The 25,251-nt window shown below is 64.5% G+C and carries 22 protein-coding genes and 1 tRNA gene; 5 read left to right on the top strand and 18 right to left on the bottom strand.

The features are described 5' to 3' along the window. Positions 1-77 precede the first annotated feature (77 nt). The 10 genes from phoB to BHE01S_RS05205 all read right to left on the bottom strand — a co-directional run bounded on the left by phoB (position 78) and on the right by BHE01S_RS05205 (position 11,176). Complete coding sequence (gene phoB, locus BHE01S_RS05250; protein WP_042261377.1) at positions 78-779, bottom strand: phosphate regulon transcriptional regulator PhoB; 702 nt, start codon at positions 777-779, stop codon at positions 78-80. Positions 780-809: 30 nt separating this feature from the next. Further along, positions 810-1,514 carry a phosphate signaling complex protein PhoU gene (phoU, locus tag BHE01S_RS05245; protein WP_042261374.1) on the bottom strand — a complete coding sequence of 235 codons (705 nt, stop codon included), beginning with the start codon at positions 1,512-1,514 and terminating at the stop codon, positions 810-812. A gap of 19 nt (positions 1,515-1,533) precedes the next feature. Beyond that, positions 1,534-2,388 carry a phosphate ABC transporter ATP-binding protein PstB gene (gene pstB, locus BHE01S_RS05240; protein ID WP_407669467.1) on the bottom strand — a complete coding sequence of 285 codons (855 nt, stop codon included), beginning with the start codon at positions 2,386-2,388 and terminating at the stop codon, positions 1,534-1,536. A 20-nt stretch (positions 2,389-2,408) separates the two neighbouring features. Beyond that, on the bottom strand, positions 2,409-3,305 hold the full coding sequence (gene pstA / locus BHE01S_RS05235) for a phosphate ABC transporter permease PstA (RefSeq protein ID WP_042261371.1): 897 nt from the start codon (positions 3,303-3,305) through the stop codon (positions 2,409-2,411). Continuing rightward, entirely contained in the window at positions 3,302-4,288 is a 987-nt protein-coding gene (pstC, locus tag BHE01S_RS05230; protein ID WP_042261488.1) for a phosphate ABC transporter permease PstC, read from the bottom strand. Before pstC ends, pstA begins: the two co-directional genes overlap by 4 nt. 222 nt (positions 4,289-4,510) lie before the next feature. Continuing rightward, a complete protein-coding gene (pstS, locus tag BHE01S_RS05225) occupies positions 4,511-5,542 on the bottom strand; it encodes a phosphate ABC transporter substrate-binding protein PstS (RefSeq protein ID WP_042261369.1) in 1,032 nt (343 codons plus the stop codon). A 413-nt stretch (positions 5,543-5,955) separates the two neighbouring features. Continuing rightward, on the bottom strand, positions 5,956-7,308 hold the full coding sequence (glmM, locus tag BHE01S_RS05220; RefSeq protein ID WP_042261367.1) for a phosphoglucosamine mutase: 1,353 nt from the start codon (positions 7,306-7,308) through the stop codon (positions 5,956-5,958). Positions 7,309-7,409: 101 nt separating this feature from the next. Continuing rightward, positions 7,410-8,315: a dihydropteroate synthase gene (gene folP, locus BHE01S_RS05215; RefSeq protein ID WP_157025151.1), complete on the bottom strand. Its 906-nt coding sequence runs from the start codon at positions 8,313-8,315 to the stop codon at positions 7,410-7,412. A 119-nt stretch (positions 8,316-8,434) separates the two neighbouring features. Next, positions 8,435-10,321, bottom strand: coding sequence for an ATP-dependent zinc metalloprotease FtsH (ftsH, locus tag BHE01S_RS05210; RefSeq protein ID WP_042261365.1), 1,887 nt, complete (start codon positions 10,319-10,321; stop codon positions 8,435-8,437). A gap of 192 nt (positions 10,322-10,513) precedes the next feature. Next, complete coding sequence (locus BHE01S_RS05205) at positions 10,514-11,176, bottom strand: RlmE family RNA methyltransferase (protein WP_042261363.1); 663 nt, start codon at positions 11,174-11,176, stop codon at positions 10,514-10,516. A 273-nt stretch (positions 11,177-11,449) separates the two neighbouring features. Between BHE01S_RS05205 and BHE01S_RS05200 the strand changes: the two genes are divergently transcribed. After that, on the top strand, positions 11,450-11,995 hold the full coding sequence (locus BHE01S_RS05200; protein WP_042261361.1) for a YhbY family RNA-binding protein: 546 nt from the start codon (positions 11,450-11,452) through the stop codon (positions 11,993-11,995). 56 nt (positions 11,996-12,051) lie between these two features. On the opposite strand, the gene BHE01S_RS05195 is transcribed toward BHE01S_RS05200, so the two are convergent. The 6 genes from BHE01S_RS05195 to gloB all read right to left on the bottom strand — a co-directional run bounded on the left by BHE01S_RS05195 (position 12,052) and on the right by gloB (position 21,030). Beyond that, positions 12,052-12,513: a DUF4149 domain-containing protein gene (locus BHE01S_RS05195; RefSeq protein WP_042261484.1), complete on the bottom strand. Its 462-nt coding sequence runs from the start codon at positions 12,511-12,513 to the stop codon at positions 12,052-12,054. Positions 12,514-12,600: 87 nt separating this feature from the next. Continuing rightward, positions 12,601-13,077 (bottom strand): transcription elongation factor GreA, encoded by a 477-nt coding sequence (gene greA, locus BHE01S_RS05190; RefSeq protein WP_042261359.1) that lies wholly within the window; start codon positions 13,075-13,077, stop codon positions 12,601-12,603. 218 nt (positions 13,078-13,295) lie between these two features. Further along, on the bottom strand, positions 13,296-16,550 hold the full coding sequence (gene carB / locus BHE01S_RS05185) for a carbamoyl-phosphate synthase large subunit (RefSeq protein ID WP_042261357.1): 3,255 nt from the start codon (positions 16,548-16,550) through the stop codon (positions 13,296-13,298). Positions 16,551-16,682: 132 nt separating this feature from the next. Beyond that, a complete protein-coding gene (carA, locus tag BHE01S_RS05180) occupies positions 16,683-17,822 on the bottom strand; it encodes a glutamine-hydrolyzing carbamoyl-phosphate synthase small subunit (protein WP_042261355.1) in 1,140 nt (379 codons plus the stop codon). Between the two features lie 573 nt (positions 17,823-18,395). Further along, positions 18,396-20,039 carry a transglycosylase SLT domain-containing protein gene (locus BHE01S_RS05175; RefSeq protein WP_042261353.1) on the bottom strand — a complete coding sequence of 548 codons (1,644 nt, stop codon included), beginning with the start codon at positions 20,037-20,039 and terminating at the stop codon, positions 18,396-18,398. A 154-nt stretch (positions 20,040-20,193) separates the two neighbouring features. Further along, positions 20,194-21,030: a hydroxyacylglutathione hydrolase gene (gloB, locus tag BHE01S_RS05170; protein WP_042261351.1), complete on the bottom strand. Its 837-nt coding sequence runs from the start codon at positions 21,028-21,030 to the stop codon at positions 20,194-20,196. A 20-nt stretch (positions 21,031-21,050) separates the two neighbouring features. On the opposite strand from gloB, the gene BHE01S_RS05165 reads away from it, so the two are divergent. The 4 genes from BHE01S_RS05165 to BHE01S_RS05150 all read left to right on the top strand — a co-directional run bounded on the left by BHE01S_RS05165 (position 21,051) and on the right by BHE01S_RS05150 (position 23,318). Then, a complete protein-coding gene (locus BHE01S_RS05165; protein WP_042261349.1) occupies positions 21,051-21,944 on the top strand; it encodes a class I SAM-dependent methyltransferase in 894 nt (297 codons plus the stop codon). Beyond that, a complete protein-coding gene (gene rnhA / locus BHE01S_RS05160) occupies positions 21,941-22,390 on the top strand; it encodes a ribonuclease HI (RefSeq protein ID WP_042261347.1) in 450 nt (149 codons plus the stop codon). The genes BHE01S_RS05165 and rnhA overlap by 4 nt, the downstream gene beginning before the upstream one ends. Before the next feature lie 58 nt (positions 22,391-22,448). Then, a complete protein-coding gene (dnaQ, locus tag BHE01S_RS05155) occupies positions 22,449-23,195 on the top strand; it encodes a DNA polymerase III subunit epsilon (protein WP_042261346.1) in 747 nt (248 codons plus the stop codon). A gap of 48 nt (positions 23,196-23,243) precedes the next feature. Continuing rightward, a tRNA-Val gene (locus tag BHE01S_RS05150) sits at positions 23,244-23,318 on the top strand. Positions 23,319-23,565: 247 nt separating this feature from the next. Here the strand turns inward: BHE01S_RS05150 and BHE01S_RS05145 are convergent. Together BHE01S_RS05145 and BHE01S_RS05140 are read right to left on the bottom strand one after the other, a co-directional pair. After that, the gene (locus BHE01S_RS05145; RefSeq protein WP_042261344.1) at positions 23,566-24,027 is read right to left on the bottom strand and encodes a DUF2214 family protein; all 462 of its coding nucleotides are present in this window, start codon (positions 24,025-24,027) and stop codon (positions 23,566-23,568) included. 91 nt (positions 24,028-24,118) lie between these two features. Next, positions 24,119-25,090, bottom strand: a complete 972-nt coding sequence (locus tag BHE01S_RS05140) for a hypothetical protein (protein WP_042261342.1) — start codon at positions 25,088-25,090, stop codon at positions 24,119-24,121. Positions 25,091-25,251: the final 161 nt, after the last annotated feature.

The raw sequence follows: 25,251 nt of genomic DNA, 5'->3' as shown, positions 1-25,251 counted from the left end.
TCTGGTTGAATACCGGGCGGCGGCAAAGCAGTCGCGCCGCCCGGTGACTCACCCTGCGGCGCGGCCATGGTTCCAGCTCAGGCGCTCTTGGCGAGACGGTAGCCGCTGCCGCGCACCGTTTCGATCATAGCATCGCACCCTGCCGGCTTGAGCGCGGCGCGCAGACGCTTGATATGCACGTCCACCGTGCGCTCTTCCACGAACACGTGATCGCCCCACACCTGGTCGAGCAGTTGCGTGCGGCTGTGCACGCGCTCCGGATGCGTCATGAAGAAGTGCAGCAGGCGGAACTCGGTCGGGCCGAGGTCGAGCTTGATTTCCGAACCTTCGGCGGCGGCCGCCACGCGGTGCGTGGCGGGATCGAGCTTCAGGCCGTTGATCGCCACCACGTCTTCCGTGAGCTGCGGCGCGCGGCGGCGCAGCACCGCCTTGATGCGCGCCATCAGCTCCTTGGGCGAAAACGGCTTCGTCACATAGTCGTCAGCGCCGATTTCGAGGCCGAGCACCTTGTCCTGCTCGTCGCCGCGCGCGGTCAGCATGATGATCGGAATGTGCTTCGTGCGTTCGTTGTTGCGCAGATCGCGCGCGAAGTTCACACCCGACTTGCCCGGCAACATCCAGTCGAGCAGGATGAGATCGGGCAGCACGTCGCTGATCAGGTTCTGCGCCTGTTCCGCGTTGTAGGCGCGGATCGGGCAGTGGCCTGCGTGTTGCAGGTTCACCGAAATCAGCTCGGAAATGGCGGGCTCATCTTCGATGACGAGAATGCTGCTAGGCATCGGCACCTCTTGACCTTGTTACCTGTTGAATTAGCTGAGTGCTTCGCGTTCGAGGGCGTCGCGCGACTTGTGGCGCACGTCGGTGCCCTTCACGATGTAGATGATGAATTCCGCGATGTTCTTCGCGTGGTCGCCGATCCGCTCGATCGCCTTGGCGATGAACAGATAGTCGAGGCCCACGGAGATCGTGCGCGGATCTTCCATCATGTAGGTCACGAGCTTGCGCACGAACGCGCGGAATTCCTCGTCGATCGCCTTGTCGTCGCGCACGATTTGCGCGGCGGCCACGGTGTCGAGGCGCGCAAACGCGTCGAGCGCGCGGCGCAGGATCGACACGGCCATTTCGCCCGAGACCTTGATCTCGGCGATGTTGACCGCGCGCGAAGCGCCGTCTTCCATCAGGCGCTTGGTGCGCTTGGCGATCTTCTCGGCTTCGTCGCCGGCGCGCTCGAGGTTCGTGATGGTCTTCGAAATGGCGAGCACGAGGCGCAGGTCGCGCGCGGCCGGCTGGCGGCGCGCGATGATGTTGCTGCACTCCTCGTCGATCTCGACTTCCATCGTGTTGAGGCGGTCTTCGGCGACGATCACGCGCTCGGCGGCTTCGCCGTCGAAGTCGTTGAGCGCCTGCATTGCCGTGATGATCTGCGATTCGACGAGGCCGCCCATTTCGAGCACCTTCGACGAAATGAGGTTCAAATCGGCGTCGAACTGGCTGGACAAGTGTTTGTCGGACATGATTTGCTCCCTGCTCCGATTAGCCGAAGCGGCCGGTGATGTAGTCTTCCGTTTCCTTGCGGACCGGCTTGATGAAGATCTTTTCGGTATCGCCGAATTCGATCAGCTCACCAAGGTACATATACGCAGTGTAGTCCGAGCAACGCGCGGCCTGCTGCATGTTATGGGTGACGATCACCACCGTGTAGTCGCTCTTGAGTTCCGCGATCAGCTCTTCGATGCGGCCCGTCGAAATCGGGTCGAGCGCCGAGCACGGCTCGTCGAGCAGCAGCACTTCGGGGCGGATCGCAATGCCGCGCGCGATGCACAGGCGCTGCTGCTGGCCGCCCGAGAGGCCGTAGCCGCTCTGGCCGAGCTTGTCCTTCACTTCGTTCCAGAGCGCGGCCTTGGTGAGCGCCCATTCCACGCGGTCATCCATTTCCGGGCGCGAGAGCTTCTCGAACATCTTCACGCCGAACGCGATGTTGTCGTAAATCGACATCGGGAACGGGGTCGGCTTCTGGAACACCATGCCGATGCGCGCGCGCAGGAGCGAGATGTCACGCTTGGTCGTGAGCAGGTTCTCGCCGTCCATCACGATCTCGCCTTCGGCGCGCTGCTCCGGATAGAGCGCGAACATCTTGTTGAAGGTGCGCAGGAGCGTGGACTTGCCGCAGCCCGACGGGCCGATGAACGCCGTCACCTTGCCTTCGGGAATCTGCAGGTTGATGTTCTTCAGCGCGTGATACTTGCCGTAGAAGAAGTTCAGGTCCTTCACGTCGATCTTCGGTTTGCCCAGCGCCGGCAGGCGCGCATTCTGGGCGGGTTCCGCAGGTTCAAACCCAGCGGAGGGCGCATTGCCGTGCGCAGCGGTGTTGAGGTGACTCTCAGCCATGTTCATCGGGAACTCCGCCCTTATTTCTTCGAAAAGACCGTGCGCGCGAGGATATTCAGACCCAGCACGCCCAGCGTGATCAGGAAAACGCCCGCCCACGCAAGCGACTGCCACTGCGCAAACGGGCTCATCGCAAACTTGAAGATCGTGACCGGCAGGTTCGCGATCGGTTGATTCATGTCGGCGCTGAAGAACTGGTTCGACAGCGCGGTGAACAGCAGCGGCGCGGTTTCACCGGCAATACGGGCGATGGCGAGCAGCACGCCCGTCACGATGCCCGCGATCGACGCCTTGAGCGTGATGGAGAGCACCATCTTCCACTTCGGCGTGCCGAGTGCGAAAGCCGCTTCGCGCAGCGCGTTCGGCACGAGCTTGAGCATGTTCTCGGTCGTGCGGATCACGATCGGGATCTGCAGCAAGGCGAGCGCAATCGCGCCGGCCCAGCCGCTGAAGTGCCCCATCTTCGCGACCACGAGCGCGTAGACGAACAGACCCACGACGATCGAAGGCGCCGACAGCAGAATGTCGTTGATGAAGCGCGTGACGCCCGCGAGCCACCCCTTCTGGCCGTATTCCGCGAGGTAGATGCCCGCGAGGATGCCGATCGGCGTGCCGACGAACGTTGCGATCGCCACGAGCAGCAAGCTGCCGACGATGGCGTTCGCAAGACCGCCGCCATCGGTGTTCGGCGGCGGCGTGGATTGCGTGAACAGATCCACCGAAAGACCGCCGATGCCGAGCGAAATCGTCGTGTAGAGAATCCACACGAGCCACAGAATGCCGAACGCCATGGCGGCGAGCGAGAGCGTGAGCGCGATCGCGTTGGTCACGCGGCGGCGGCGCTGCAGCTTGTCGCGCATGCGATCCAGTTCGGGGCCGTAAATCGCACCCGGAATTTTCATCATCGGTTCGCTCATCGCGCACCCTCCGATTTTTCAAGGCGCAGCAGCATGAGCTTCGAGATCGAAAGCACGATGAACGTAATCACGAAGAGGATCAGGCCGAGTTCCATCAGCGCGGCCGTGTGCAGGCCCGGGCCCGCTTCCGCAAACTCGTTGGCGAGCGCCGAGGTGATGCTGTTGCCCGGCGAAAAGAGCGACACGTTGTCGAGCAGATTCGTATTGCCGATCACGAACGTGACGGCCATCGTCTCGCCGAGCGCGCGGCCGAGACCCAGCATGACGCCGCCGATCACGCCGGTCTTGGTGAACGGCAGCACGATCTTCCACATCACTTCCCAGGTCGTGCAGCCGATGCCGTAGGCCGACTCCTTGAGCAGCACGGGCGTGACTTCGAACACGTCGCGCATGACCGAGGCGATATACGGAATGATCATGATCGCGAGAATCACCCCGGCGCACAAAATGCCGATGCCGATAGGCGCGCCCTGGAACAGCGCGCCGACGATCGGCATGCCCCCCAGGAGCGAGCCGAGCGGTTTTTCGAACCACTGTGCGAAGATCGGCGCGAACACGAGCAGCCCCCACATGCCGTAGACGATCGACGGGATCGCGGCGAGCAGTTCGATGGCGATGCCGAGCGGCCGGCGCAGCCACGCGGGCGAAAGCTCGGTGAGGAAGAGCGCGATGCCGAAGCTCACGGGCACGGCAATGACGAGCGCGATGATCGAGGTGGCGATCGTGCCGTAGATGGGCACGAGCGCGCCGAACTGTTCGCTGGGAGGATCCCACTCGGCAGTCCAGAGGAATGCGAGACCGAATTTCTGGATCGTCGGCAGCGAGGCGATGATCAGCGACACGATGATGCCGCCGAGCAGCAATAGCGTGACGATGGCGGCGAGGCGCGCGAGGCCGCCGAAAATGATGTCCCCTGCCGGGCTGGGCGCTTTTTGCTGCACGGCGTTGCCGGGCGGGTTCGACACGAGCGGGACGTCGGACATGGTGACCTGGGTTCCAGTTGCCGCGAGCACGGGGCTCACGACGTTGATGCAGCCGCGGGGCTGCAGATCGCCCGACTTCCGGCCGTTAATACTGACGGCTGAGCCGGAGGGCGGGCGGCACATCATGGGCAGCGCGAACTCAGGCAAGCCACAAGCGAACAGGCCGCGCGCGTCACGCGGCGGCCTTTTTTACGCTTGCCGGGCTTTCCTGGCGTGCGTTGCTTACTCGGCGATCGGCTTGCCGCTCGCGTCCTTGACCTTCTCCTTCCACTGCGACTTGATTTCGCTCACGACCGATTGCGGCAGCGAGATGTAATCGAGGCTGTCAGCAGCCGGCGTACCGTTCTTGAAGGCCCAGTCGAAGAACTTGAGCGTTTCCTTGCCCTGGTCCGGCTTGTCCTGTGCCGTGTGCAGCAGCACGAAGGTCGCGCCGACGACCGGCCATGCGTCCTTGCCCGGCTCGTTCGTGAGGATCTGGTAGAACGACTTCTTCCAGTCCGCGCCGGCGGCGGCGGCCTTGAACGTTTCGGTGTCCGGCTGAACCACCGCGCCCGACTCGTTCTTCATGGCAGTGTAGACCATGTGATTTTGCTTGGCGTACGCCCACTCGACGTAGCCGATCGCGCCCGGCAGACGCTGCACGAAGGCGGCGACGCCGTCGTTGCCCTTGCCGCCCGTACCCGTCGGCCAGTTCACGGTCGTGCCTTCGCCGACCTTGCTCTTCCACTCGGGGCTGACCTTCGAGAGGTAGTTCGTCCAGATGAAGCTGGTGCCCGAACCGTCGGCGCGGCGGACCACGGCGATGTCGAGGTCAGGCAGCTTGACCTTCGGGTTCAGCGCGGCGATGGCCGGATCGTTCCACTTCTTGATCTTGCCCAGGTAGATGTCGCCGAGCACCGGGCCCGACAGCGTGATTTCGCCGGCCTTGATACCCGGCACGTTGATCGCCGGCACGACGCCGCCGACCACCGTCGGGAACTGGAACAGGCCGTCCTTGGCCAGCTCTTCGTCCTTCAGCGGAGCGTCGGAGCCCGCGAAGTCGACAGTCTTGGCCTGGATCTGCTTGATGCCGCCCGACGAGCCGATGCCCTGGTAGTTGACCTTGCCGCCGCCCGACTTCTGGTAGGCGTCCGCCCATTTCGTATAGATCGGTGCTGCGAAGGTGCTGCCCGCGCCGGTGATGTCAGCAGCCTGCGCTGCGATCGCGAAGAGCGCGCCAGCAACGCCAGCGAGCGCGGTTTGCATCAATTTCATGAGACCTCCAGTGTGTGAGCGGATGAACGACACCGCGAAGCTTAGGGGGTCTCTGTGACAGTACCGTGACGATTCATGAAGCGAACGTGACAGTTCGATTACTGGCTGAAAGGCGCGTGGCTATGCGTTTTGGGCGATCTGCGAGGCAAGGCTGCGGCATGGCCTGCACGCGTTGTGGCGGCTGAAAAGCCGGCACGGCGGGCGTTTGGAGGCCACAGGGGGTCCGATGAAAAAATTCGAGGTATCCCTCAAAAATGGTTTGCAAACCGCTATGCAATTGTTTTAAACGTTTGCCTGCTTCCGTCGTGACGCCGAAAAGATCGCAAAAAAAGATGGGCACGGCGGCAGGTTGCGAGTCGTGCTCATCGGTTCGGCGCCGGCGTCACTCGGTCGCGCAACTCAATAGCCGGCGATCACGCGATCGAACGCTTGACCACGCTGGCGATCGCCTCGGCGTAGTGCATCGTGTCGCGCTCCTCGCGGGCCTCGACCATCACGCGCAGCACCGGCTCCGTACCCGAAGCGCGGATCAGCACGCGGCCCTTGCCCTTCAATTCCGCTTCGGCGGCAGCGATCGACTGCTGGATCCCGGCGTCGCCCTTCCAGTCGGCGCCCTGCGCGATGCGCACGTTGATGAGCTTCTGCGGAAACAGTTTCACGCCGTCGAGCAGCTGCGCGATCGTCTTGCCGCTGCGCTTCATCGCGGCGAGCACGAGGAGCGCCGAGACGATGCCGTCGCCGGTTGTGTGACGGTCGAGCGACAGAATGTGGCCCGAGCCTTCCGCGCCGAGCTGCCAGCCGCGCTCGCGCAGTTGCTCCAGTACGTAGCGGTCGCCCACGTTCGCGCGCACCAGTTGCACGCCGAGGCCTTCGAGCGCCTGCTCCACCGCGAGATTGGTCATGAGCGTGCCCACCGCGCCTTCCACTTTGCCGTCGGTCGCGATGCGGTCCTTCACGAGTACGTAGAGCAGTTCGTCGCCGTTGTAGAGGCGGCCCTGCGCATCGACGATCTGGAGACGGTCGGCGTCGCCGTCGAGCGCGATGCCAAGGTCCGCGTGATTCGCGCGCACGGCGCGCACGAGCGCGTCGGGCGCGGTCGCGCCGACGCCGTCGTTGATATTGAAGCCGTTCGGCGACACCCCGATCGGAATCACGTCCGCGCCCAGTTCGTGGAACACGTGCGGCGCGATGTCATAAGCCGCACCGTTGGCGCAATCGATCACGAGCTTCAGGCCGCGCAGGTTGAACGCCTGCGGGAACGTGCTCTTGCAGAACTCGATGTAGCGCCCACCCGCGTCGTGCAGGCGGCGGGCACGGCCAAGCTGCTCGGAGGGCGCGCAGGCGAGCGGCTGCTCGAGCTGCTCCTCGATCTGCGTCTCCACCTCGTCGGGGAGCTTGTTACCGTCGGCGGAGAAGAACTTGATGCCGTTGTCGTAGTAGGGATTGTGCGACGCGCTGATCACGACGCCCGCGGCAAGCCGCAGCGCGCGTGTGAGATAGGCGATGCCAGGCGTCGTCATCGGACCCGCCAGCATCACGTCGATGCCCGCAGCGGACAGCCCCGCTTCCAGCGAAGCTTCAAGCATATAGCCCGAAATACGCGTGTCCTTGCCGATCAGCACGGACGGGCGCGGCCCGGATGCCGCCGCCGAGCCCGCGAGCACCTTGCCCGCGGCGTAGCCTAGCCGAAGCACGAAATCGGGCGTGATCGGCGCCTCGCCGACCTTGCCACGCACCCCATCAGTTCCGAAATAACGACGTCCCATCTTCCTACCCCTCGGTTTGGTGCTGCTTTGTCCTGTATTGTGGCCACCCGCATCCGCTGCGGCGCAACTTCGCGCCCGTGCGCGGCCTGCCGGGCAATCGCTCAGCCTTGTGTATCCGACGTCCCGGCGGACATCGCGTCGCGCATCGCCGCCCAGATCCTGAGCGCGTCCACGGTGGGCGCAACATCGTGCACGCGAATGATCGCCGCGCCGCGCTCCGCCGCGCACACGGCCGCCGCCACGCTCGCCGCCACGCGCTCGGGCGCGGGCCGGTTCACGATCGCGCCGAGCATCGACTTGCGCGACATGCCGGCCAGGATCGGATACGGCGCGACACCTGCGGCAACCTTAGGCGCCGTCTCGCGCAGGTGCGCGAGCAGCGCGTAATTGTGCTCGACCATCGACTTGCCGAAGCCGAAGCCCGGATCCACACTGATGCGCGCCTTCGCCACGCTCGCCGCTTCGAGTTCGGCGCAACGCCGGGCGAGAAACTCCCGCACTTCGCGCACGACGTCCACGTAGTCCGGCTCGCCCACTTGCATCGTCTGCGGCTCGCCGAGCATGTGCATCACGCACAGCCCGCAGTCGCTCTCGCGCACGGCCTCGATCGCGCCGGGCATGCGCAAACCCCAGATGTCGTTGATCATATCGGCGCCTGCTGCAAGCGCCGCGCGCATGACTTCGGGCTTGTACGTGTCGATCGACAGCGGCACGTTCGCGCCCTTGAGCTTTTCCACGAGCGGAATCACGCGTTCGAGTTCCTCGTCGAGCGGCACGGGCGGCGCGCCCGGGCGCGTCGATTCACCGCCAATGTCGATGATATCGGCGCCGTCGAGCATCATCTGCTCGGCGCGGCGCAAAGCGTCGCCGAAAGCGAGATAGCGGCCGCCGTCGGAAAACGAGTCGGGCGTGGCGTTGAGGATTCCCATGACGAGCGGACGCTCGAACGTCAGCGTGAAACGGCCGCACGCGAGCGGCTCAGGTGGGAGACTACCTTGCGAAGAGATGTTGGGCACGTCAGAAAACGTCAGATGTGTAACGAGATGCGGCGGCACAGCGGCACGCGAGAAATGCAAAACGGGCCGATGTGAACATCACACCGGCCCGCAACTTTACTCGATAAGGATCACGCCGGTGCGGTGGCGCTACCGGGCTTGACCTCCGTGCCCGTGCTGCCGCCCGACGACGCGTCGCCCGGCGACGGCGTGCTCTTCGGCGAGCGCGGCGGACGGCCGGCCATGATGTCGTTGATCTGGTCGGCGTCGATCGTTTCCCACTCCATGAGTGCCGCGGTCATGGCTTCGACCTTGTCGCGGTTCTCGTCGAGCAGGCGCTTGGCGAGGTTGTACTGCTCGTCGAGCACGTGGCGGATTTCCGCGTCGACCTTCTGCTGCGTCGCTTCCGAGATCGCGCGGGTGAAGCCCTTGCCGAACGGGCCGCCGTCGCTGTCGTCGTCGGCGTAGACCATCGGTCCGAGCGCGTCCGTCATGCCAAAGCGCGTCACCATGGCGCGGGCCGTTTGTGTGGCCTTGTTGAAGTCGTCCGAGGCGCCGGTGCTGATCAGGTTCATGAACAGTTCTTCCGCCACACGGCCGCCGAACAGGATGGCCAGACGATCCAGCAGATAGTCCTTCGAGTACGTTTCGTTGTCGTGCTCGGGCAGCTGCCACGTGACGCCCAGCGCGCGACCGCGCGGAATGATCGTGACCTTGTGCACCGGGTCCGCCTTCGGCAGCAGCTTCGCGATCACCGCGTGACCCGACTCGTGGTACGCCGTGGCGCGCTTCGCTTCTTCGCGGATCACCGCCGACTTGCGCTCCGGACCCATGAAGATCTTGTCCTTCGCGTCTTCGAAGTCCTGCATCTCGACAATGCGCTTGCCGCGGCGCGCCGCGAAGAGCGCGGCCTCGTTCACGAGATTCGCGAGGTCGGCGCCCGAGAAGCCCGGCGTGCCGCGTGCGATCACCGCTGCATCCACGTCGTTCGCGATCGGCACCTTGCGCAGGTGCACCTTCATGATCTGTTCGCGGCCGCGGATGTCCGGCAGGCCCACGTAGACCTGGCGGTCGAAACGGCCCGGACGCAGCAGCGCCTTGTCGAGCACGTCCGAACGGTTGGTTGCCGCGATCACGATGACGCCCGAGTTCGCCTCGAAGCCGTCCATCTCGACCAGCATCTGGTTCAGCGTCTGCTCGCGCTCGTCGTTGCCACCGCCCATGCCGGCGCCACGATGGCGGCCGACCGCGTCGATTTCGTCGATGAACACGATACACGGCGCATGCTTCTTGGCCTGCTCGAACATGTCGCGCACACGGGCCGCGCCCACGCCGACGAACATTTCGACGAAATCCGAACCCGAGATGCTGAAGAACGGCACCTTCGCTTCTCCGGCGATGGCGCGCGCAAGCAGCGTCTTACCCGTACCCGGAGGGCCGACGAGCAGCACGCCGCGCGGAATGCGTCCACCCAGCTTCTGGAATTTTTGCGGATCGCGCAGGAAGTCGACGAGTTCGGACACTTCTTCCTTCGCTTCGTCGCAGCCGGCGACGTCGGAGAAGTTGACCGCGTTGTTGTTCTCGTCGATCAGGCGGGCGCGCGATTTACCGAAGGAGAACGCCCCGCCTTTGCCGCCCCCCTGCATCTGTCTCATCATGTAGAACCAGAACACGATGATCAGTATCGTCGGCCCAAGGTAATACAACGCCGAAACGAGCGCATTTGGTTCTTCATCGGCCTTGCCGCTCACCTGCACGCCGTATTTCATCAGGTCGCCAACCATCCAGATGTCGCCTGGAGAGACGATCTGGTATTTCTGGCCGTCAGCCGGAGTGACCGTGAGATTCCGCCCCTGCACCACGACACTCTTGACCTTGCCGGCCTTCGCGTCGTCCATGAACTGCGAGTACGAAACGCCTTCCTGGACACGGGGCTTGTCGAACTGCTTGAACACCGTAAACAGCACCAGTGCGATTACCAGCCACACCGCTGCCTTCGAAAACATGTTGTTGTTCAAAGCACCACTCCTTCACTCATAGATGGGCGCCTACATTTGCCTTGCGACACCACCAAAGCATTCTAATCCAGTACACGGACCCCTGCCATAACGTTTCGCTACCGCAGGAATAGCCCGAGCGCCTTGTCCTGACCGCCTCTCGGGGTCATTTTGCGACCAGATTGCGCCTTTTGCACGGCAATCATGCCCCGTTTAACGGGGACGCTTCAGATGTCTACCCAAAATAAACGTTTCGGACGATTTATCGCGCGAAGCCTTCGGTTTGCGCGCCGCCACGACCTTGAACTGCTGCTTGAACTTCTCGACGATCTGACTGTAGCCGCTGCCGTGGAAGCATTTAACTAAAAGGGCCCCATCGGGTTTCAGGTGATTCTGCGAAAACTCGAGCGCGAGGTCGCACACGTGCTCGATGCGCGCCGCGTCGGCCGACGCGACCCCCGAGAGATTGGGTGCCATGTCCGAAATTACAAGGTCGACCGGGCGGCCGCCCACACATTCTTCCAGTTGCGCGAGCACGTCGTCCTCGCGGAAGTCGCCCTGCAGGAACTGCACGTCGGAGATGGGTTCCATCGGCAGGATGTCGAGCGCGATGATCGTGCCGTCGATACCGCCAGGCCGCTGGTCGTCGCGCTTCGTGCCCTGCGCGAGCTTGTTGCGGGCGTACTGGCTCCAGCTGCCGGGCGCGGCGCCCAGGTCCACGATCACCATGCCGGGACGGATCAGCTTGTCCTGCTCGTCGATTTCCTTGAGCTTGTAGGCAGCGCGGGCACGATAGCCCTCCCGCTGCGCCATTTTCACGTACGGATCGTTGATATGGTCGTGCAGCCACGACTGGTTGAAGCGATTTTTTGCCATTAAAGATGAACTCTTGCTGCGTGATTCCGCGCTTTTAGCGGATAATACGCGTTTTATTCGTGCGGCCGTCGCGGCCCGCCTGGCCGGATGTTCGTTGCTCCGCCGGCGTTTTTTGCCCGCGCCCTGCCGTTCCCCACGGTTTTCCGTTGTTCCGACGCGCTTTGCCCGCTGGCGCTCCGCTCTTCGCGGAGCGCATTTACGTCTGCCCAGGTTGTCAATGCATGCCTGCCGACCCGCGCGGCGCCGTCATTTTAGTCGAGTCTGCCACATCCCATGCCCGCCCTCACTCTTTCCGCCGAACAGCGCTCCGAGCTGCGCTCCCAGGCTCACGCGCTCAAACCGGTCGTGCTCATCGGCGCCGAGGGACTGACCGACGCCGTCCTCAAGGAAATCAAGGTTCACCTTGCCGCGCACCAGCTCATCAAGGTGCGCGTGTTCGGCGACGAGCGCGAGGAGCGCCTCGCGATCTACGAAGATATCTGCGATCGCCTCGGCGCCGCCCCGATCCAGCATATCGGCAAGCTGCTCGTCATCTACAAGCCCGAGGAAGCCCGCGCGAAGGCCACGACCGCGCGCGCCGGCGCCCGCGGCACCGTGTCGCGCCCGGCCGCCGACGTACCGAGCGCGCGTGAGGCGGGCAAGCGTGGCGCGGCGCCGCGCATCGTCAAGGTCGTCAAGGCCAGCGACAACCCCATGCGCAAGCCGAAGGCGCAAAAGGTGACGGTCAAGGGCAACGAGCGCGTCACGCAAGGCGGCAACATCAAGCGCGCCAAGAAGCGCCAGACCAGTTCCAAGCGGGCCCACCAGGGTTCGAAGTGAAAAAGCGCGGCCTTCGAGCCGCGCTTTTTTTCGCCTGAACCGGCTTCAGGCCATGTTCAGCGCGCAGCGGTTTCCACGCGCTGCGCCAGCGTGCCGCGTGCCGAAGGCAACAGCCAGACGAGCCACGCGCCCAGCAGGCTCTGCACGAGATAGAACAGGCTCGACACGCCGTGCAGCAAGCCGAAGCGGCTCGCATACGGCGAACTGGCCACATCCATGCCCGCGCTCATCGCTTGAACGCGCAACGCATTCATGAACGGCTGCAGCGCGAAATAGCCGATCAGCACGCACAGCAGCATGGCGGCCAGAATCCAGCGCAGCCGGCGATAGCCGAGCGCGCCGCGGCGCGCGAGCACGCTCGAGAGCCCGAGCAGCAGCACGCCGCACACCACGCCGATCAGGCCTTCGAGGCGAAAGAGCTGCGCGGCGAGCTCGCCGGCCACCACCCTTTCGAGCGACGAGAACAGCATGGGCGCGACCGCATAGCCGATGGTCAGCTGGCTGCCGACCCACAGCATGGCCAGCAGCCCGAAGAGCCGGTGCGGAACGAGTGAAACGGGCGTGGCGGAACCCACGTGGCTTGCGGTACTCACGTCGATGCGCCCTCAGACGTAGCGAACCTCGATGACCTCGTACTCGCGCACGCCGCCGGGGGCCTGCACTTCGGCGACATCGCCTTCGGACTTGCCGATCAGTGCGCGCGCGATGGGCGAACTGACCGAGATCAGGCCGTGCTCGAGGTCGGCCTCGTCGTCGCCGACGATCTGGTAGGTCACGGTCTTGCCCGAATCGAGGTCTTCGAGATCCACGGTCGAGCCGAACACCACGCGGCCGTCCGCTTCGAGCGTGGCCGGGTCGATGATCTGCGCGGCCGCCAGCTTCGACTCGATCTCGGCGATGCGGCCTTCGATGAAGCCCTGCTTTTCCTTGGCGGCGTCGTATTCCGCGTTTTCCGACAGATCGCCCTGCGCACGCGCTTCCGCGATCGAATTGATGACCGCCGGGCGCTCGACGGATTTCAGGCGCTGCAACTCGCCGCGGAGTTGGTCTGCACCGCGCTTGGTCAAGGGAATCGTGCTCATAAACAACTCGTACGGCCCACGAGGGCCTAAAGAAAACCGCGCCACGCACGCTCGTCGCGCACGTTGCGGCCATAAAAAAATTCCGCGGTTAAGTGCATCCCGCGAGGGCGGCCGCGCGGTCTGGCGCAGCCTGAAAACCCTGTTGGGACGCCGCTTAACCGCGGCACATTCAGCTTTTTTAGCCTGCCTCGTCGAACGTTGGACAGACAATCGAAGCCTTAGTTTAGGCGAGCATGGAGGCCTTGTAAATCATAGACTTCCAGGTTCTTCAGGTAGCGCAGCCCCTCGACGGCCGCGCGGGCTCCCGACATCGTCGTGTAGTACGTGACCTTGTTGGCCTGCGCGCTCATGCGGATCGAACGCGAATCGGCGATCGCCGAGCGGGTTTCGTCGACAGTCGTGAAGACGAGCGAAATCTCGCCATTCTTGATCATGTCGACGATGTGCGGACGACCATCCTTCACCTTGTTCACGACCTTCACCGGCACGCCGGCCGCCTCGATCGCGGCAGCCGTGCCGCGCGTGGCGACGAGTCCGTAGCCGAGTTCGTGCAGCATGCGCGCGACTTCCACGGCCTTGGGCTTGTCGGCGTCCATCACCGTGATGAAGACGGTGCCCGACTCCGGCAGGCGCGAACCCGCTGCGAGCTGCGACTTGAAGAGCGCTTCGCCGAAGGTCTTGCCCACGCCCATCACTTCGCCGGTGGAGCGCATCTCGGGCCCGAGCACCGGGTCGACGGTCGGGAACTTGATGAACGGGAACACCGCTTCCTTCACGCTGAAGTAAGGCGGCACGACTTCCTTCGTCACGCCCTGCTGCGCCAGCTTCTGGCCGACCATCGCGCGCGCCGCGATCTTCGCGAGCGGCAGGCTGGTCGCCTTCGAGACATACGGCACGGTACGCGAAGCGCGCGGGTTCACTTCCAGCACGTAGATGATGTCCTTCTTCGAGCCATCGTCCTGCGGCACCTGCTGGATCGCGAACTGCACGTTCATCAGGCCGACCACGTTCAGCGCCTTGGCCATCGCGGCCGTTTGACGCTTGAGTTCGGCGACCGTTTCCTGCGACAGCGAGTACGGCGGCAGCGAGCAGGCGGAGTCGCCCGAGTGCACGCCCGCTTGCTCGATGTGTTCCATCACGCCGCCGATGAACACTTCCGTGCCGTCGGAGATGCAGTCCACGTCGCACTCGATCGCGTCGTTCAGGAAGCGGTCGAGCAGTACCGGCGAGTCGTTCGAGACCTTCACGGCCTCGCGCATGTAGCGCTCGAGGTCGCGCGGCTCGTGGACGATTTCCATGGCGCGGCCGCCCAGCACGTACGACGGACGCACGACGAGCGGATAGCCGATTTCGTCGGCGAGCTTGAGCGCTTCGTCTTCGGCGCGCGCCGTGCGGTTCGGCGGCTGGCGCAGGTTCAGGTCCTGCAGCAGCTTCTGGAAGCGCTCGCGGTCTTCGGCGGCGTCGATCATGTCCGGCGACGTGCCGACGATGGGCACGCCGTTCGCCTCGAGGTCGAGCGCGAGCTTCAGCGGCGTCTGGCCGCCGTACTGCACGATCACGCCGACCGGCTTTTCCAGATCCACGACTTCGAGCACGTCTTCGAGCGTGAGCGGCTCGAAGTACAGGCGGTCGGACGTGTCGTAGTCGGTCGAAACGGTCTCGGGGTTGCAGTTGACCATGATCGTTTCGTAGCCGTCCTCGCGCATGGCGAGCGCGGCATGCACGCAGCAGTAGTCGAACTCGATGCCCTGGCCGATCCGGTTCGGGCCGCCGCCCAGCACCATGATCTTCTTGTTGGTCGTCGGGTTGGCCTCGCACTCTTCCTCATAGGTCGAGTACATGTAGGCGGTTTTCGTGGCGAATTCGGCCGCGCAGGTGTCCACGCGCTTGTAGACCGGGCGCACGTTCAGCTCGATACGGCGCTTGCGCACGTCGGTCGCGTTGCTGCCGAGCAGCTTCGCGAGACGGCGATCCGAGAAACCGCTCTGCTTGAGGTAGCGCAGCTCGTCCTTCGAGAGGCTTGCGAGCGTGCGGCCCCTGACGGCAGCTTCCTTCGCGATGATCTCTTCGATCTGCGCGAGGAACCACGGGTCGATGGCGGTTTCTTCGAAGATCTCTTCGCGCGTCATGCCCACGCGGAACGCGTCGCCCACGTACCAGATGCGGTCCGGACCGGCTTCGCCGATCTCGCGGATGACCTCGTCGCGGCTCGTGGTCTTTTCGTCCAGACCGTCCACGCCGACTTCGAGGCCGCGCAGCGCCTTCTGGAACGACTCCTGGAACGTGCGGCCGATCGCCATGACTTCGCCCACCGACTTCATCTGCGTGGTGAGGCGCGGGTCGGCTTCGCGGAACTTCTCGAACGCAAAACGCGGAATCTTCGTGACGACGTAGTCGATGGTCGGCTCGAACGAAGCCGGCGTCTGGCCGCCGGTGATTTCGTTCCTGAGTTCGTCGAGCGTGTAGCCCACGGCCAGCTTCGCGGCGACCTTGGCGATCGGGAAGCCCGTGGCCTTCGAGGCCAGCGCCGACGAACGCGACACGCGCGGGTTCATTTCGATCACGATCATGCGGCCCGTGCGCGGGTCGATCGAGAACTGGACGTTCGAGCCGCCCGTATCCACGCCGATCTCGCGCAGCACCGCGAGCGATGCGTCGCGCAGGATCTGGTATTCCTTGTCGGTGAGCGTTTGCGCCGGCGCGACCGTGATCGAGTCGCCGGTGTGAATGCCCATCGGGTCGAGGTTTTCGATCGAGCAAACGATGATGCAGTTGTCCGCCTTGTCGCGGACCACTTCCATCTCGTATTCCTTCCAGCCGAGCAGCGATTCTTCGATCAGCAGCTCGCGCGTGGGCGAGAGGTCGAGGCCGCGCTTGCAGATCTCTTCGAACTCTTCGCGGTTATAGGCGATGCCGCCGCCCGAGCCGCCCAGCGTGAACGACGGACGGATCACGACCGGGTAGCCGCCGGTGCCGGTGGCTTCGGCGATCTCGCCTTGCACCTTGAGCGCCTCTTCCATCGAGTGCGCGACGCCGGACTTCGCCGAACCGAGTCCGATCCTCGTCATCGCGTCCTTGAACTTCTGGCGGTCTTCGGCCTTGTCGATGGCTTCCGGCGAAGCGCCGATCAGTTCGACGTTGTACTTCTTCAGCACGCCGTGATGGTGCAGGTCGAGCGCGCAGTTCAGCGCGGTCTGGCCGCCCATCGTCGGCAGGATCGCGTCGGGGCGCTCCTTCTCGATGATGCGCTCCACCACTTCCCACGTGATCGGCTCGATGTAGGTGACGTCGGCCGTGTTCGGGTCGGTCATGATCGTCGCCGGATTGCTGTTGACGAGGATGACCTTGTAGCCTTCTTCACGCAGCGCCTTGCATGCCTGCGCGCCCGAATAGTCGAACTCGCAGGCCTGGCCGATGATGATCGGACCGGCGCCGATAATGAGAATGCTCTTGATGTCTGTCCGCTTGGGCATAACGCTCTCGCTAAATATTCCTGTGTCTTTTACGTCTGGCGGCTGACTGCCTGCCGCCCGGGTGCGCGCGTGGGCCGTGCTTCAATCCGGCTCGCTGCGCACCCTGCTCTGCTCTTGCGCGCGTCGCGGCGCTTACGCCGCCTTCGTCTTGTCCATCAGCGCCGTGAAGCGGTCGAACAGATAGCCGATGTCGTGCGGACCCGGCGACGCTTCCGGGTGCCCCTGAAAGCAGAACGCGGGCTTGTCGGTCAACTCGAAGCCTTGTAGCGTGCCGTCGAAGAGCGAAACGTGCGTGACGCGCGCGTTCGCGGGCAGCGTGGCGGCGTCCACCGCGAAGCCGTGGTTCTGCGACGTGATGACGACGCGGCCGTCGGCCAGATCCTTGACCGGATGGTTCGCGCCGTGGTGGCCCGTCTTCATCTTCAGCGTCTTCGCGCCCACGGCGAGGCCCATGATCTGGTGACCGAGGCAGATGCCGAACGTCGGAATGCCGCGCTCGATGAAAGTTTGCGTCGCCTTGATCGCGTAATCGCAGGGCTCCGGATCGCCGGGGCCGTTCGAGAGGAACACGCCGTCGGGGTTCAGCGCGAGCGCGTCTTCAGCCGTCGACTGCGCGGGCAGGACCGTGACGTCGCAGCCGCGCTCGGCCAGCATGCGCAGGATGTTCTGCTTCACGCCGTAGTCGAACGCCACGACCTTGTACTTCGGCGCCGACTGCGTGCGGTAGCCTTCGCCCAGACGCCATTCCGTGGTGTTCCACGTGTACGGCTTGCCGGTCGAGACGACCTTGGCGAGGTCCATGCCCGCGAGGCCCGGGAACGAGCGCGCGAGTTCGACGGCCGACGCTGCGTCGTCGGAGCCTGCGAGGATCGCGCCGTTCTGCGCGCCCTTGTCGCGCAGGATACGCGTGAGCTTGCGCGTGTCGATGCCGGCGATGGCGACCACGCCCTCGTCCTTCAGATACTGGCCGAGCGTGCGCTCCATGCGGAAGTTCGAGGCGAGCACGGGCAGGTCGCGGATGATCAGACCGGCGGCATGGACTTTCGTGGCTTCGACGTCTTCGGCGTTGACGCCGACGTTGCCGATATGCGGATACGTGAGGGTGACGATCTGGCGAGCGTAGCTCGGGTCGGTCAGGATTTCCTGATAACCGGTGATGGCCGTGTTGAACACGACTTCACCGATCGTATGACCCGGCGCGCCGATCGAGTAACCACGAAAGACCGTGCCGTCGGCGAGCGCGAGCAGAGCGGGAGAGAATGACGGCAACACGGGAGACTCCTTGGGGGAGCACCCTGTGCCGACCTGTTATCCGACGTTGCGATCTTGCGACCTGGGAGCGGCTGCGGCGTCGGCAGCCTTTTCCGTGAGGATCAGGATGCGCGCGCGGCTCGCTCGCTAAGCAACCTCATCAGCGGTCAACCGTTGGGGCGCCGGGCCACGAGCGCGCGTTGGTGACGCAGGATCGGGCGGCAGCCGGCCAGTTGACGATGAAGCGCGGGCGGCGGATGAACGGATGGGAGGAGGTAGGCGCTAGGGTGCGGGTTGATAAGCTCAAACCTTGAAATTATAGCGCGAAAGTCACCTTTCCTTCAAATTTCAGGAGGACGCTGGCCACGGAGCGCGTGCTCGCAGCCCGGTGCGCGGCCCTTTCCACTATAGCGGGCGAGGGCCCGGCGGCAAGCGCCGCCCACAATCATGCCCTTTATTTTTTTGGCTCCGCCAATGAAAACGCCGCCACCTGGCCGGGTGACGGCGTCAAACACAACAAAAACGGAAAAGTGATCGGAGCGAAATACCATGCGCTGCCCCCGCAACGCATGTTTGAGCACCCTTCGCCAGCCGCTATTTTGTATGGTGCTTCTGCGTGTGGGTTTCGGCCTTCGGGCGGCTCGCCGCACCCTTCGACGCCTTGCTGGGCGCAGCGCTGACCGTCCTGGCCTTGACAGGCTCGGAAACCTTGACAACCTCGGTGCGCGCGCGACCGTGCTTCTTATCGTATCGCGACTTCGCCCCGGTGTCTGCAACGCGGGTGCCGATTCGCTGCACGCCACCGCCAGAAACGTTCGTTGCCAGACGCTCCGGTCCCGGCTCGCTCGGCATCGCCTTGTTGACCGGCACGTGCAACACCAGCACCTGGCCCGGCGCAACGTAATCGCGACGGGTCTTGTTCCATCCCTTCAGCTGGCCGAGCGACACGCCATAGCGGCTCGCCACCGCTTCCATCGACTGCTTGCGGCGGATGCGGATCAGCATCTTGCGCGTGTCGGGCACGTCCGGTTCCATGGCCAGCACCGCGCTTTCCGCCACGTCGGCACTGATGTCCTCGTCGTCGCCGTCGTCGGTGCGCGGCACCACGAGCGTCGAGCCCGCCTTCAGGCGCATGCCCGCCGGAATCTTGTTCACCGACATCAGCGTGTCGGCGTCCACGCCGATCTTCTGCGCGATCGCCGCCGGCGTGGCGCGCGAGTCGGTCGTGTAGACGGTCCAGGACGAAAGCTGGCCGGAATAGGCCTTCAGGTTGCGCTCGAACGCGCTCGCGTTGTCGAACGGCAGCAGGATTTGCGGGTCGGTCGCGCCGAGAATCACGGGCTTCTTGAACGACGGGTTGAGCGAGCGGAACTCGTCGGTCGTCATGTTCGCAAGCTTGGCGGCGACGTCCACGTCGATGTCGTGCGAGGTCGTCACCGTCACGAAATACGGGTGGTTCGGAATGGACGGCAGCGTGAGCCCGTACTGCTGCGGGTTCATCACGATATTCTTGACTGCCTGCAGCTTCGGCACGTAATTACGTGTTTCGCTGGGCATGCGCAGGCTCTGGTAGTCGGTCGGCAGTCCCGCCGCCTCGTTGCGCGCGATCGCGCGCTGCACGTTGCCCTCGCCCCAGTTGTAAGCGGCCAGCGCGAGATACCAGTCGCCGAACATGTCGTGCAGACGCGAGAGATAGTCGAGCGCGGCGCTCGTCGAGGCCAGCACGTCGCGGCGCTCGTCCTGCCACATGTTCTGCTTGAGGTTGTAAGTGCGGCCCGTGCCCGGCACGAACTGCCACATGCCGGCGGCCTTCGCGACCGACAGCGCCTGCGGGTTATAGGCGGACTCGATGAACGGCAGCAGCGCGAGTTCGGTAGGCATGTGACGCGCCTCGAGCTCTTCGACGATGTGATAGAGATACTTCTGCGAACGCTCGGTCATGCGCGCGACGTAGTCCGGCCGCTGCGCGTACCAGTTGGCGTTCATGTCGACGAGGTCGCTCTGCAGGTCGGGCATCTGGAAGCCGCGGCGAATGCGCGCCCAGAGGTCGGCGTCGGGGCTCGTGAGCTGATCGACCGAGCCTTGATCGACGTTAATGGTTTCCTTTGCTGCGGAGGTCTTACGAATGAGGTCGGCGTTGGCCTGGGCGTTGGTTGTTGCCTGAGAAGTCGCAGACGGCCCCCCGCTCGCACAGGCGGCGAGCATGAGGACCAGCAGCGCACTGATTATGAATCGCATGAAAATCTACATCCGCATGGCTGGAATTTGCAGCCGATAGTACGGAACGTGGCGGTTTCCGTCAATCGGAATTAATGGAAAAAAAGCCATGAAATCCGCAGCTTGGGCGTGATTCCATACGATTGGGTTGAGCATGCCCCCTGACTTTGCTGGGTCAGCGGAACCGATTCTTCCATTCACGCATCATTGCGAAAGCCGCCAGCCGGTCCGGCACCGGTTCGTGCAGCGCCTCGGTGAGCGCGGCCTGCACCGCCGCATCGCCCGCGCGCAGGAAAGGATTGACGGCGCGCTCGTGCGCGATCGTCGTGGGCAGCGTCGGCACGCCGCGCTCGCGCAGCGCCGCCGCTGCCCGGCTCCAGTCGCGCAGATCGGCGTTCGCGGGATCGCAGGCGAGCGCGAAGCGAATGTTCGACAGCGTGTATTCGTGTGCGCAGTGCACATGGGTATTGCCGGGCAGCGCCGCGAGCGCGTCAAGCGAATCGAGCATCTGTGCGGGCGTGCCCTCGAAGAGGCGTCCGCAGCCGCAGGCGAACAGCGTGTCGCCGCAGAACACGTGCGGCGTGCCGGCTGCGTCCGCTGCCTGGAAATAGGCAATGTGGCCACGCGTGTGGCCCGGCACGTCGATCACCGTCAAGTCGAGCGCCGGCGCATCCAGATGGACGGCATCGCCGCCCTTCACGCGCGTGACGAACGCATCGAGCGGGCCGAGCGCCTCGCCGGCCGGGCCGTAGACAGGCACGCGAGCGTCGGCGAGCAGGTCCGCCACGCCGCCGACGTGGTCGTTGTGGTGATGGGTGAGTAAAATAGCGACGAGCCGCCAGCCGCGCTTCGCGAGGTACGCGCGAACCGGAGCGGCGTCGCCCGGATCGACGGCAACGGCATTCTGGCCGTCCGAAACGACCCAGATGTAATTGTCTTCAAAAGCCGGAACCGGTACGTACTCGTAGGCGCACGCATCGTTCGAACGCGCGTACTCAAGCGGACTCTTCATGGGGCGACGTATTCTTCGACATGTCTGACCGATTGATTATAGACTGGCCCGCCTGGACCGCCTCGCCCGCTGGCAGGTATGTGCTCGGCTGGGAGCAGGAGCAGCTCGACCGCGTGGTATCGAACATATTCGGCTACCATGCGCTGCAGCTCGGCCTGCCTCAGCTCGACGCCCTGCGCGAGAACCGCATGTCGTGCCGCGGGCTCGTGCTCGACGCCGCCAGTGCGGCAAGCGCCCCCTACTCCGTACCCGGTGCGTCGGCCCATGCGCAGCCGAACGGCGGGCAAGCATCGCCCGGCACGGGCGGCGCAACACCAGGCCGCCCCCCGGCAGAGGGCGGCAGTTCGTTGCTTCACGCGCCCGCGGGCCGCAGCACCGTCTGGTGCGACTATCTCGATCTGCCGTTCGAGGCGCAGAGCGTCGACCTCATCGTGATGCCGCACACGCTCGAATTCACGAGCGATCCGCACCGTCTGCTGCGCGAAGCCGAACGCGTGCTGATGCCCGAAGGACAACTGCTGATCGTCGGGTTCAACTCGCTTTCGCTGTGGGGCGCGCGCCAGTCGGTCGGCAAGCTGACCGGCCATCCGTTCCTGCCCGCGCGCCAGGACCTGATCGCCTTCACGCGTCTGAAAGACTGGATCAAGCTGCTTGGCTTCGAGCTTGAACGCGGGCGCTTCGGCTGTTATCGTCCGCCGCTCGCGACGGACCAGTGGCTCGGCCGCTACGGCTTCATGGAAGCCGCCGGCGACCGCTGGTGGCCGATTTTCGGCGCTATCTATATGGTGACGGCGATCAAGCGCGTGCGCGGCATGCGCCTCGTCGGCCCACTGAAGGTCAAGAAGCCGGTGCTGGCCGCAAGCCTGAAGCCCGCGGCTACCACCCCTTCCCCAACACGCAACAAGGACTCATGAGCACACCCGATTTCGTCGAAATCTTCACGGACGGCGCCTGCAAGGGCAACCCGGGCCCCGGCGGCTGGGGCGCGCTGCTGCGCTTTGGCGCGCAGGAAAAGGAACTGTTCGGCGGCGAGGCCGGCACGACCAACAACCGCATGGAACTGATGGCGGTGATCGCCGCACTCGACGCGCTCAAGCGCCCGTGCAAGGTGATCGTGCACACCGACTCGCAATACGTGCAAAAAGGCATCAGCGAGTGGATTCACGGCTGGAAGAAGAAGAACTGGATGACGGCCGCCAAAACACCGGTCAAGAACGACGACCTCTGGAAGCGACTGGACGCGCTCGTCGCCCAGCACGAGATCGAGTGGCGCTGGGTGAAGGGTCACGCCGGCCATCCGGAGAACGAGCGCGCCGACGCGCTCGCGAACCGCGGCGTCGCCACGCTCGCCGAACTCTGAGACCCGCGTTCTGAGACCGCCGCGCGCGGCCGCCTCACGCTTTCACGCTTTACAAGACATGCGCCAGATCATTCTCGATACCGAAACCACCGGCCTGAACGCCCGCACGGGCGACCGCATCATCGAAATCGGCTGCGTCGAGCTGGTGAACCGCCGGCTCACGGGCAACAACCTGCACTTCTACGTGAATCCGGAGCGTGACAGCGACCCGGGCGCACTCGCCGTGCACGGCCTCACGACCGAGTTCCTCTCCGACAAGCCGAAGTTCGCCGAAGTCGCCGACGAGATCCTCGACTTCATTCGGGACGCGGACATCATCATCCACAACGCGCCGTTCGACATCGGCTTTCTCGACGCCGAACTCGCGCTGCTCGGCAAGCCGGCGTTCAAGGAGCACTGCGGCGAGGTGATCGACACGCTCGTGCAGGCCAAGCAGATCTTCCCAGGCAAGCGCAACTCGCTCGACGCCCTGTGCGATCGTTTCGGCATCAGCAACGCGCACCGTACGCTGCACGGCGCGCTGCTCGACTCGGAACTGCTCGCGGAGGTCTACCTGGCGATGACGCGCGGCCAGGAAAGCCTCGTCATCGACATGCTGGGCGAGCACGCCGCGCCCGGCGCGGCCGCCGCACCGCGCATCCAGCTCGAGTCGATCGATCTCCCGGTGATCATGGCGAACGAGGAAGAAATAGCGGAACACAACGCGGTGCTCGACGGTCTCGACAAGGCGATCAAAGGGACGTCTGTTTGGCGCACCGAGCCAGCTCCCGTGGAAACCCGTTCGGCCGATGCGCAAAATGCTTAAAAAGGACTTTACAGGATCGGAAACACCCTGCATAATCTCAATCTCTTCGGGTGGTTAGCTCAGCGGTAGAGCACTGCCTTCACACGGCAGGGGTCACTGGTTCGATCCCAGTACTACCCACCAGAATTCCTGGTGTTGGTAACGACAAACACCGAAGAATAAAAGGCCTCGTTGCGAAAGCAACGAGGCCTTTTGCTTTGGGCTTCGCCTTTGCGCTAAATACCCGGTCGCGTCCTGCGTTGCGCTCAAAACGCATGCGCGGCACAAACGGAGAATCTTCAGTAAAGCGAATCAATGCGTTGGCCATACCGGAAAAACTCGCTGTTGCGCGGGCCTCCTGTCTTACGACCTGACTCGCCCCCCGCACGCCCTACTCGCCGGCATCAAGGCCGATGCCACGCGCCATGCCCGTGGCCGCGAACACCATCACGACGAGCAAGAGCGTCTGCCATCTGCCGATGCGTGCGTATTTCGGCGCACCGGTGAGATCCGGCACGTCGCCGCGCCGCACGGCGAGGCGCCAGCGCAGCAGCGCCATCATGGGTGCGATTTCGAGCAGAAGGATCAGCACGAGCGCGCCCATCTTCACGAGAAAGAGCGGTTCATGGAGGTAATACTGAGCGCCCTTCTCGAAGCCGCCGAATGCACGCATTGCACCCGTGACGATCAGGACGACCGCGGAGCCGCCCCAGCCGTTGTCGGCGCTAAAGATCATCGGCAGGTCTTCGGTGGACGTGCAGCGGCGCAGGCCGCGCGTGCGCCGCAGGATAGAAGCGAGCGCGAAGCCGAAGGCGAGCAGATGAACGGCGGCGAGCAACCAGCGTATCAGCATTGCGACTCCTTCCAGTGGACGACAGGAACGGCAAGCAATGGTAAAGCGGCTCGAGCGCGGACGTGGCGCAATGCGGCCAGACCGCAGGTCGTCAGACCTGCTTGAGCGCGGCGTCGAGAGCGCGTGCAGCCGTGCGGTCGCCTTCGGAAGCGAGACCCACGCGAAACACAGCTTGACGGTTGTGGCCCGCCGCAGCCGGCGAATCCCACAGCAATTCGATCTTGGCGCGGCGCGCGGGTTTGCCCGCAGGCGCCGCGGTAAAGGGCGCAGATGCCGGCCGCTGCGTGGCGGGCGCGTCCGGCTCGGGCGTGGCCGCAGACTGCTCTGCCCCCGACGCTGCACTGGAATCCGCAGAACGCTCGCAATCCATAGCGGCTACCGGTTCGGCAACGCCAGCCGCCGGCGCAGGGTGGCCGGGCTGCGCCGGCGCGGGCAAGAGCGCGGGTCCGGAGGCGACGGCCTCGCCCTGCAGCGCACCGGTGAGCCAGCGCACTGACAACTCGCGGGCATCGTACTGGCCGACCTTGCGGCTTTCCTGCCAGACGACCGTTGTGCGCGTCGTGGCATCGATCGAAACGGCGAAGCGCCCGATCGCGAAGCGCCGCGCCGCGAAGTTGCTGCGCCAGAGCGCGCGTGGCCGGCAAATCCAGACCACGGCCGCATAGAGCGCGGGCGCGGCGACGAGCCAACCGTTGGTGTCGGCCACGGCGTGGAAGGTGCGCCGCCAGCCGGCGGTCCACACGAACACGCCGATCGAGCCGATCGCGAACAAGAAACCGAGCACGCCGAAAAAGCGCAGTGCCTGGCGCAGCCACTGCGGCAGCGGGTGAAACGGCCGCTCGACGCGGGCCCTTGCGCCGGGCAGCACGATCAGCAGAAACAGGAAGACGAGATTCAGGCTCGCCGCCGGCGACGACGCCATGCCTTCGAGCGCGGCGACGAAGTTCATTTGCGCCATCGAGTGCAGCCAGCGCGCGAGGATCACGAGCCCGATCGCGCGCAGCGCGAAAAGCGTCCCGGCACCGGGTACGGTGGCCGTGGGCGTCGGTCGGGTTCTGGCCAAGGCTATTCTCCTCTGTCGACCAGAGTTGACGCTTTAGCGTCTTACTCGGGTCCCATGCAAAGCTGTCGACCAGAGTTGACGCTTTAGCGTCTTACTCGGGTCCCATGCAAAGCTGTCGACCAGAGTTGACGCTTTAGCGTCTTACTCGGGTCCCATGCAAA

This window comes from Paraburkholderia heleia NBRC 101817 (genome assembly GCF_000739775.1).
GTDB classification, from domain to species: domain Bacteria; phylum Pseudomonadota; class Gammaproteobacteria; order Burkholderiales; family Burkholderiaceae; genus Paraburkholderia; species Paraburkholderia heleia.
Note: the sequence above shows the minus strand (reverse complement) of the source record. Positions and strands in the feature narration are given on the sequence as shown.